Raw genomic sequence first — 8565 nt, 5'->3', positions numbered from 1 at the left:
CCCGCGCGCAAAAAACCGCTGGTGCGGGAGGCGGGGGCCGGGATAGGAAGGCGGGATGAGCACCGTGGAGAGCAGTCCCGACCAGCGCGCCTTCGTTCCCGTCACCCTCGACCTGGGTGACGTCTCGCTCCGCCCGTGGGGCCGGGCGACCGAGATCCTGGGCGGAGCGGTGGCCGGCGTGCTCGCGGCCGCCGCCGATCCGGCGATCGCGCGGTGGAACCCGATCCGTGCCACCGACCGGGCCGGGGCCGAGGCCTACCTGGACCGCTGCGAGAGCGGGTGGGCCGGCGGCGCCGCGGCCGCCTTCGCCGTGGTCGACGCCGCCGACGGCACGTTGCTGGGCAACTCCTCGCTGCGCTGGGTCGACCGGGCCGACGGGCTCGCGATGATCGGCTACTGGGTGCTCCCGGCCGCCCGCGGCCGCGGTCTCGCGACCAGGGTGACCGGGGCCGTCACCGCCTGGGGCGTCGCCACGGCCGGGGCCCGCCGGATCGAGCTCGCCCACGCGGTCGGCAACGACGCCTCCTGCCGGGTGGCCGAGCGCTGCGGCTTCCCCGCCGAGGGCACCCTGCGCGCCTCCCACCGCTACGGCGACGGCGCCTACCACGACGAGCACCTGCACGCCCGGCTGGCCACCGACCCGGAGCCGCCGGTCCACTGACCGGGCCGTCGCGAGCGCCCGTCCGCCGCGCCCGTCTGCCGCGCCCGGTCGCTGCCCGGCGGGGGTCGGCGGGGTCGGTGACCGGGCGCGATACGGGGGTGGAGGCCTAGTCTGGAAGAGCGCGTCCGTGTGCGGTGCGGAACGGGGACGGTGGGCCATGACGGTCATCTCGGCAGCACTCTTCGGTACCGACTGGCACGCTGCGTCACCCGGCTCCGAAGAGTTGCTGCACGAATGCGCCGCGCGAGGCTGGACGGTCCTGCTGATCGGCCCCGGACCGGTGGAGGTGCCCGCCCTGACCGTGGCGGCCCCGGGCGACGACCCCGTCCGCTCGGCCCTCGGCCTGGTCGACGGCACCTCGGACCACGCGGTGTTCGTGGCCGCGAGCGTGCGCGAGGCACTGCTGGCCCACCGCGCGCGGGTGTCGTGCGTCGCGGTGGAGAGCGACGGCGGGACGGGCCTGGAGCTGCGGGCGGCGGGCGCGGCCGAGGTGCACCACGACGCCGCCGCCCTGTTGCGCGTGTTGGACGACAGCCTGCTGGCCCGACCCAGGGCCTTCGTCGACTGCCGCCCGACGACTCCGGCCGCACCGGCCGGCCGGAGCGGCTGACGCACACCCGGGCCGGGCAACCGCCCGGACACGAGGACGGCGTCACCGGGATCGTCGGAGGTGACCGAGATGGACGGACCCGCGTTGAGCGGACGGGAGCGGCGGCTCCTGGCCGAGATCGAGAGTGACCTGCGCCAGGACTCCCGCCTGGACCGGCGGTTGAGCACGATGGGGGTCAGACAGCCCGGCCGCGTCCGGCTCGGCCTGCGCCACCTGGGGCGCCGGGTGCCCCCCGGCGTGGTGATGACGGCGCTGGTGATGTCCGCGATCTGCCTGAGCGTCGGCGTGCGCACCCCGACCGCGCCCGTCCTGACCGCGGTGGTGCTGGTCTGGACGCTCAGCGTGGCCGTGGCGGTCGTGGTGGCCGTGCTGCTGCGACGCCGCACGGCCGGGGCGCGCCCGGCGGGCCGGGCGGACGGCGGCGGCCCCGAGGGGCGCGACCGGGCCGAGGGCCGCGGGCGTCCGGACGGGCGCGAGCGCCCCGACAGCCGGGAGCGCCGCCCCTGGGACCAGCCGGAGGCGTGAGCGCCGTGACCACCGAACTGTGGGAGTACCGCCCGGGCGCCCACCACGCCGCGGACCTGACGCTGGTCGGCTACGAGGTGGAGGGCACCGACGGCCCGCTCGGCCGGGTCGAACGGGACACCGGCGACCACCTGGTGGTCGACGCCGGGGCATGGGTGCCGGGCGTCCGGGTGCCGGTCCCGGTCGGTCTGGTGGCCCGGATCGACCATCTGGAACTGGTGGTCCACCTGGACTGCCCGCGTGCCCGGGTCCGCGCCGCCCCGCCGCCCACCGCCGTCGAGGTGCGCGGGGGCCGGCCGGAGGGCGGGTGAACACCACCGACCACGTGCGTTTCGGTCGCTCCGGAGCCCTCGGCCGCGCCGGACCGGTCGGTCGCCCCGGAGCCGTCAGTCGCCCCGGAGCCGGACGAAGGCCGCCGCCGGTGGCCGGCCGGTGACGGTCACCTCGGCCCGCAGCGGAGCGGTCACCGGCCGCAGGCTCCCGTGCTCCGGATCGCGCACCGCTGCGCCCAGCAGCCCGTCCACCGCCCGCGCCACCTCGCGGGCCTGCACCGCGGTCAGCCGCGGGGCGGAGAGCAGGACCGGCCCGTCGTCCAGCTCCAGGACCAGCGCCCGGGGCCGGGCCGCCGTCCCGACGACCGCGCGGACGGTCGCGTCGACGGTGTCGCCGCGCCGGTACTTGACCCAGCGCCGGCCGGCGCCGCGCGCCCGGTAGGCCGACCCGGCCGCCTTGCAGACCAGCCCCTCGACCCCGGTGTCGGCCAGCTGCTCCATCCAGGTCATCGCCTCGGCCCGGTCGGTGGTGGCCAGCACCGGCTGCACCGGTGGAGGTACGTCGGCGAGCGCGGCCAGCAGCAGCCGTCGCCGGTCGGTGAGCGGCAGCCCCCGGACGTCGCGCCCGGGCAGCGCCAGCAGGTCGAAGGCGACCAGCCCGAGCGCCACGCCGTCCGAGGCCCGGCCCTGCCGGGTGCGCAGCAGTTCCTCGAAGGCGAACCGGCCGCCCCGCCAGGCGACCAGCTCCGCGTCCAGCACCAGCCCGGCGGGCAGCCGGGCCACGGCGGCGGCGATCGGCGGGAACTCGGCGGACAGGTCCCGCCCGGAGCGGGACTGCAGGTACGGGGGGCGTTCGCCGCGCGCGAAGGCCACACAGCGGAAGCCGTCCAGCTTCAGCTCGTACTGCACACCCGCACCGCCCAGCCCGTCCGGCGGCGGGACGGCCGGGACGGCGGCCGGGCGCATCACCTCGACGGGCGGCTCCAGCACCACGGGGGTGTCGGTGCCCGTGCCCGTGCCGGTGCCGCTGCCGGTACCCGTGCGGGTGCCGCTCCGCGTGCGGGTGCCCTCGCGGCCGGCGGTGCGCGGACGCGGCGGGTCGGAGCGGGGCGGTGCCGCCCGGCCCGACGACGGCGACGGTGGCGGTGGCGGGGGGAGCGGCCGGGCCCGCGCCGGGTCCAGGAGCGGTGCGAGCAGATCGCCGAGATCCGCCAGTCGCTCGGGGAGGTCGGCGAGGTCGAAGACCAGGTCCGCCGTCGACCGGGCGGCTTCCAGCTCCGCCCAGGAGAGCGGCGTGGACACGGTCGGCCGGGGCCGGGCCCGGAGGGTGTAGGGCGCGGCGGTGGTCTTCTTGGCGGAGTTCTGCGACCAGTCCACCAGTACGCGTCCGGTGCGGCGCGCCTTGGCCATGGTGTGCACGACCAGGTCGGGGTGGGCGCTCTCCAGCGCGGCCGCGAGGGCCTTGGCGTAGCCGGAGACCTCCGCGCTCGGTGTCGGCTCCAGCGGCACCAGTAGGTGCAGGCCCTTGGAGCCGGAGGTCTTCACCCAGCTGTCGAGGCCGTCCGCCGCGAGCCGTTCGCGCAGCAGCCCGGCCACCGTCCGGCAGGTGAGCACGGACGCGCCCTCGCCCGGGTCGAGGTCCAGCACCAGCCGGTCGGCCAGCCCGGGCGCGGCGGCGTGCCACTGCGGCACGTGCAGCTCCAGGCAGCCCAGGTTGGCCGCCCAGAGCAGCGCCGCACCGTCGTCCAGGACCACCTGCCGCAGCTCGCCGCCACTGCTCGGCACCTCCACCGTCCGCACCCAGCGGGGCGTCCCGGCGGGCGGGTTCTTGGCGATGAACACCTCGCCCTCGACGCCCTCCGGGCAGCGCAGGAAGGACACCGGACGATCGCGCAGATGCGGCAGCAGCACGGTGTGCACGGCCGCGTAGTAGCGCAGCACGTCCCCCTTGAGCGTGCCGGTGCGCGGGTAGTACACCTTGTCCAGGTGCGAGAGGGCGATCGTGCGCCCGTCCACCACCATCTGCGGCATGGCCGCCTCCGAGCCGCGCCGGGCCCGCGCCTGTTCGCCGGCCCCGCGCAGCCAGTCTGCCCGGCCCGCCGCTACGGCGCGAGCAGACTCCGGGCCGTCCGGAGCAGCTCCTCGTCGGCGCCCGGCTCGCGCACGCCCGCGAGGCCGGAGCGGAACAGCGCGGCACCCTCGACCAGCATCAGGAACACCTGGGCGCGGCCCTGGACGACCGCCGCCGGCAGGTCGGGCCGGCGGCCGGCGAGGAACGCCGCGACCTGCGTGCGGTAGTCGGCGTAGAAGGCCCGGACGGAGCCCGCCACGGCCTCGTCCCGGGCGGCCAGGGCCCAGAGCTCGGCGAACAGCCGGACCAGACGGGCGTCCTCCTGCTCGGCGAGCAGGGCCCGGACCAGCTGCTCGGCCGCCTCGTCCCCGGCCCGGTCGTTCGTCGGGGCGGTCGGGCCGATCGGGGCGACTGGCGCGGTCGGGCCGATCGGGGCGAGCAGTGGCGCCAGCCGCTCCGCCGACCGGTTGAGCACCCGGTCCAGGACGGCCGCCACCAGGGCGGCATGGGTCGGGAAGTAGTACTGCAGATGCCCCAGGCGGACGCCGGCCGCCGCCGCGACCGCCCGCATCGAGAGCTCGGTGCCCCCCGCGGTGACCAGCAGCTCCTCGGCCGCGTCCAGCAGCTGCGCGCGGCGCTGCTCGCCCTTGCCGCTCACGCCGCGGCCCCCGCCCGCCGCTCGCTCCGGACGTCGACCGTGACGCCGAGCGCCGCGAGGTCGGCCAGGACCTGCCCGGGCCGGGGCGTCTGCTCCGGGAAGGCCACCCCGACCGGGGCCGGCGCGCCGTCCGCCCCGAGTGCCCGGCGCAGACCCAGCAGGGCGCCGACCGCCGTCAGATGCGCCTGCCCGGCCCGGTCCTCGACCACCGCGCTCAGCGCCTGCCCGTCGTGCGCGACATCGATCCGCAGCCGTGCCACGCCGCCCTCGCCCGGCGAGTACAGCAGGGCCCGCCGGGCCGGCTCCCAGCGCTCGCCGCGGCCCCAGCGGAAGAACCCGGCGTGCTTGGCGGCCAGCAGGGCCGCCGTGCCGATCCGGGAGCTGAAGCCGATCCGGGTGGTGGCGGTGGTCGTGCCCAGGGTGAGCGGGAGAGTGAACTGCTCCGGGGTGTCGATCCCGGCGACCCGGGTGGCGGCGTCCCCGATCAGCACCGTGCGCGCGCCGTCCAGCGGGGCCACCGACCGGCGCCGGCCCTCGTGGACCACCTCGTAGTCCAGGCCGAGCCGGTCCATGAACTCCACCGAGTCGGCCCCCGCCCGGTCCCCGAGGTCCCACCGGATCGCGATCCCGACCTCGGCCGCCCCGCCGAGCCGCTCCGCCAGGGCGGCCGTGACCAGGCCGGTCACCCCGCCCATCCAGGCGGACGAGAGCAGCACCGGGGCGGCCGGGCGCAGCAGGGCGGCTACCGTGGCGGCCCGCTGCAGCCGCGCCGTCCAGCGGGTCACGTCCACGAACGGCACGCCCGCCCGGGCGGCGGCCCGCAGCACCCGGTCGTCCGGGTCGTTGACCACGCCGACCACGGCCCGGACGGCGGCGCCGAACGGCTCCGGGTCGGCGAGGTCCCAGCGCCGGACGGTGACCGGGTGGGCGCCGTCCACCCGGCGGAGCTCCTCGGCGAGCGCCGCCCCGCGCTGCTCCGAGCGGCCGGTCAGCAGCAGCGGCCAGGCGGGGATCGCCGAGCGCGCCAGCTCGGCGCCGACGGTGCCGTAGCCGCCGACCAGCAGGACGGGGCCGTCGGGGTCGTGGGACAGGTGGTCGTCGAAGGCCGGGGAGAGGTTCATGAGAGAAGAATAGGTCATCCGACCTAAAAGTCCTGTCAGCCCGTCACCAGCGCGTACGCGTCGCCGACCAGGTCCTCGATCCGGCCCCAGTCGACGGGCTTCGCGTCCAGGCGCACCCCGACCCAGCCGCGGTGGCCGACGTACGGGGGCCGGAAGTACCGCTCCGGGTCCTCGGCGACCAGGAACCCCTGGTGCCCGGGTGCGGCCGGGCACCAGAAGGCCAGGTGGTCGTCGTGGTGGTGGTCGGCGAGCATCACGAACACCCGGGCGCGCCGGCCGCTCCCCGCGAACCAGGTCGGCTCGCCGTGGCTGATCCGCTCGGCGACCTCCGGCAGCGCCAGGCAGAGCGCCCGCAGCCGGTCGACCGCCGCCGCCGGCCCGGCGGACCCGGGTGGCCCCGCGGGCCCCGGTGGCCCGGCTGAGCCGGTCACGGCGGGCTCAGCCGGCCGACGGGCGCGGTGAGCCCGGATAGGTGCCGAAGTACCAGTGGTTGCCCTCCGGGTCGGCGGCCGCGAAGTCCCGCGAGCCGTAGTCCGTCTCGAACGGCTCCTTGGTGATCCGGGCCCCGGCGGCGACGGCGCGCGCGTGCACCGCGTCCGGCTGCGCCGTCACCACGTACGCGGTGAAGCCGCCCGGCCGCCCGGGCCAGGGTGCGGAGCCCTCGGTGTCGGGGCGGTCGGAGCCCAGCATCACGCCGCCGCCCTCCGGCCAGGCGAGCTCCGCATGGGCGACGAACTCGCCCTCGCCGTACGCGACGACCTCCTCGAAACCGAAGGCGTCCACCAGGAACCGGATCAGGGCGCGGGCGTCACGGGCCCGCAGACTGGGCCAGACCTGCGGGGCGGGAGTCTTGCTGTTCATGGCGGTCTGCCTCCTCGGGGGCGGTCCGGGTCGCTCTCAGGACTCCCACTCTGGCGCCGCCGCCCCCGCCGCGCCTTGGACGTTTCGGAACTTCGCCGCGTCCGGGCCCTCCTCGGCCAGCCACACGCTCGGCGCGCACCCGGCCAGCGCACGGAACTCGCGGGCCAGGTGCGCCTGGTCGAAGTAGCCGCAGCGCGCCGCCAGCTCCGCGAACCGCGGCGCCGGCCCGGGAGCGGCCAGCAGCCGCCGGGCCCGGTCGAACCTGATCACCCGGGCGGCGGCCTTCGGGGTGAGCCCGGTTTCGTGGCAGAACCGGTCCCGCAGGTGCCGGCCGCTCCACCCGGTGTCCTGCGCGAGCGCCGACACCGGCAGCGACCCGCCGCTGCGCCGCAGCTCCCACCAGGCCCGGACGACCTCCGGCGGCACCCGGCCCGAGGGGCGGGCGGCCCGCAGCAGGGCGCCGTCCAGGGCGGCGAACCGCCCCGGCCAGCCGTCGGCCCGCTGGAGCTCCTCCTGGAGCCGCCCGCTCGCCCGCCCCAGCACGGCGTCCGCCGGTACGTCCAGGCCCGCCAACTCCCCGGCCGGCAGCCCGAACAGCGCCCGGGCGGCCAGCGGATGGACGGCGATCTGGACGCCCGACTGCCGCCCGTCGTGGGTGATCAGGGCGGGGGAGGTGTGCAGTCCGCCGAGCAGCGTGGCGTAGTCGCCGCCGGCCTGGGCCGGATCCGGGTGCCCGGCGACGGTCAGCGGCTCGTCCAGGGTGAGGATGAAGGTCAGGTACGGGGAGGGCAGACCCCGGTGCGCGGCGGGTGCCAGGCCGCGTTGCCGGTAGCCGGAGTACCAGGCCACGTACGGCCGCAACGCCGTCGCGGGGCGGGCCCGCACGGCCTCGTCGACCGGGTCGGGGAGGTCCTGCTGCGTCACGCTCCCAGTATCGGTCCCGGCCGGGGCGGGGCGCCGCCGCCCGGGCTCGCGGGCGGTCGGGGTGTTGCTTATGGTGAGCGCACCGGAACACCCGGTGCTCGGGGGGAAGACCCACGAAGGAGTCCCAGTGACCACTGCCCGAGAGATCATGCACACCGGTGCCCAGTGCATCCGCGCCGACCAGACGCTCGCCGAAGCCGCCACGATGATGCGCGACATGAACGTCGGCGCTCTCCCGATCTGCGGGGAGGACCAGAAGCTGAAGGGCATCATCACGGACCGCGACATCGTCGTGCGATGTATCGCCGAGGGCCGGTCGCCGGCGGACATGACGGCCATGGAGCTGGCCGGGCACCTGCACTGCGTCCGCGCCGACGACGCGATGGAGGCGGTGCTGAAGAAGATGGAGCAGCACCAGATCCGCCGGATCCCGGTGATCGACGGCGAGCGACTGGTCGGCATGATCAGCGAGGCCGACCTGGCCATGGGCCACCGTGACGGCCACCGTCTGACTGACCAGCAGATCATCGAATTCATGGACAGCGTCTACATGATGCGGTGATCGCGCCGCGCCGCGCCGGGTACGGCGCGGGCGCTCGATCGCCCGCCGGTGCCCCCGCGCCACCCGGCGCGGGGGCACCGGCACGGCCGGGCGCGGTTCCCGCAGGAAGACGGCCCCGGAATCGCGGCGCGGCACGTCCCGGTCGGCCCGTCCCGCGATGCCGGTGACACCGGGTGGCCGGCCGGGGAGTGGTGTCGATGCTTGTGGGGGTGCGGCGACGCCGCTGTCCCGGGGTGTGGGGCAGCGGCGTGGTCGTGGTGGGCCCGGGGGTGTGGGGCTGTGGGGGTGTTACTTGGTGAG

The 8565-nt window shown here is 77.0% G+C and carries 11 protein-coding genes and 1 pseudogene; 5 read left to right on the top strand and 7 right to left on the bottom strand.

Features of this window, described 5'->3' with window-relative positions; genetic code table 11:
- Window positions 1–55: 55 nt before the first annotated feature.
- From ACFXHB_RS43710 to ACFXHB_RS43695, 4 genes are all read left to right on the top strand, one after another.
- Complete coding sequence (locus ACFXHB_RS43710) at window positions 56–661, top strand: GNAT family N-acetyltransferase (RefSeq protein ID WP_380582643.1); 606 nt, start codon at window positions 56–58, stop codon at window positions 659–661.
- A gap of 157 nt (window positions 662–818) precedes the next feature.
- The gene (locus ACFXHB_RS43705) at window positions 819–1271 is read left to right on the top strand and encodes a hypothetical protein (protein ID WP_380582641.1); all 453 of its coding nucleotides are present in this window, start codon (window positions 819–821) and stop codon (window positions 1269–1271) included.
- A 69-nt stretch (window positions 1272–1340) separates the two neighbouring features.
- A complete protein-coding gene (locus ACFXHB_RS43700) occupies window positions 1341–1796 on the top strand; it encodes a hypothetical protein (protein ID WP_380582639.1) in 456 nt (151 codons plus the stop codon).
- Between the two features lie 5 nt (window positions 1797–1801).
- Entirely contained in the window at window positions 1802–2107 is a 306-nt protein-coding gene (locus ACFXHB_RS43695; protein ID WP_380582637.1) for a PRC-barrel domain containing protein, read from the top strand.
- A gap of 75 nt (window positions 2108–2182) precedes the next feature.
- Here the strand turns inward: ACFXHB_RS43695 and ACFXHB_RS43690 are convergent, their stop codons facing one another.
- From ACFXHB_RS43690 to ACFXHB_RS43660, 7 genes and pseudogenes are all read right to left on the bottom strand, one after another.
- A complete protein-coding gene (locus ACFXHB_RS43690) occupies window positions 2183–3034 on the bottom strand; it encodes a DNA ligase (RefSeq protein ID WP_380582645.1) in 852 nt (283 codons plus the stop codon).
- A gap of 186 nt (window positions 3035–3220) precedes the next feature.
- Window positions 3221–4099, bottom strand: a pseudogene (gene ligD / locus ACFXHB_RS43685) (non-homologous end-joining DNA ligase); the annotation flags it as partial.
- 71 nt (window positions 4100–4170) lie between these two features.
- Window positions 4171–4797: a TetR/AcrR family transcriptional regulator gene (locus ACFXHB_RS43680; RefSeq protein WP_380582635.1), complete on the bottom strand. Its 627-nt coding sequence runs from the start codon at window positions 4795–4797 to the stop codon at window positions 4171–4173.
- Entirely contained in the window at window positions 4794–5918 is a 1125-nt protein-coding gene (locus ACFXHB_RS43675; RefSeq protein WP_380582633.1) for a saccharopine dehydrogenase, read from the bottom strand. Before ACFXHB_RS43675 ends, ACFXHB_RS43680 begins: the two co-directional genes overlap by 4 nt.
- A gap of 35 nt (window positions 5919–5953) precedes the next feature.
- Window positions 5954–6349, bottom strand: a complete 396-nt coding sequence (locus ACFXHB_RS43670; RefSeq protein WP_380582631.1) for an MmcQ/YjbR family DNA-binding protein — start codon at window positions 6347–6349, stop codon at window positions 5954–5956.
- A gap of 7 nt (window positions 6350–6356) precedes the next feature.
- Complete coding sequence (locus ACFXHB_RS43665; RefSeq protein ID WP_380582629.1) at window positions 6357–6779, bottom strand: VOC family protein; 423 nt, start codon at window positions 6777–6779, stop codon at window positions 6357–6359.
- A gap of 36 nt (window positions 6780–6815) precedes the next feature.
- On the bottom strand, window positions 6816–7703 hold the full coding sequence (locus ACFXHB_RS43660; RefSeq protein ID WP_380582627.1) for a helix-turn-helix domain-containing protein: 888 nt from the start codon (window positions 7701–7703) through the stop codon (window positions 6816–6818).
- Between the two features lie 127 nt (window positions 7704–7830).
- Between ACFXHB_RS43660 and ACFXHB_RS43655 the strand changes: the two genes are divergently transcribed.
- On the top strand, window positions 7831–8265 hold the full coding sequence (locus tag ACFXHB_RS43655) for a CBS domain-containing protein (RefSeq protein WP_380582625.1): 435 nt from the start codon (window positions 7831–7833) through the stop codon (window positions 8263–8265).
- Window positions 8266–8565: the final 300 nt, after the last annotated feature.

Source organism: Kitasatospora sp. NPDC059327 (assembly GCF_042752535.1).
Taxonomy (GTDB): Bacteria; Actinomycetota; Actinomycetes; order Streptomycetales; family Streptomycetaceae; genus Kitasatospora.
Note: the sequence above shows the minus strand (reverse complement) of the source record. Positions and strands in the feature narration are given on the sequence as shown.

Bases quoted from the DNA above. Each gene is read 5' to 3' on its own strand.
- ACFXHB_RS43710 (WP_380582643.1), top strand. From the start codon at position 56: ATGAGCACCGTGGAGAGCAGTCCCGACCAGCGCGCCTTCGTTCCCGTC.
- ACFXHB_RS43705 (WP_380582641.1), top strand. From the start codon at position 819: ATGACGGTCATCTCGGCAGCACTCTTCGGTACCGACTGGCACGCTGCG.
- ACFXHB_RS43700 (WP_380582639.1), top strand. From the start codon at position 1,341: ATGGACGGACCCGCGTTGAGCGGACGGGAGCGGCGGCTCCTGGCCGAG.
- ACFXHB_RS43690 (WP_380582645.1), bottom strand. From the start codon at position 3,034: ATGCGCCCGGCCGCCGTCCCGGCCGTCCCGCCGCCGGACGGGCTGGGC.
- ACFXHB_RS43675 (WP_380582633.1), bottom strand. From the start codon at position 5,918: ATGAACCTCTCCCCGGCCTTCGACGACCACCTGTCCCACGACCCCGAC.
- ACFXHB_RS43665 (WP_380582629.1), bottom strand. From the start codon at position 6,779: ATGAACAGCAAGACTCCCGCCCCGCAGGTCTGGCCCAGTCTGCGGGCC.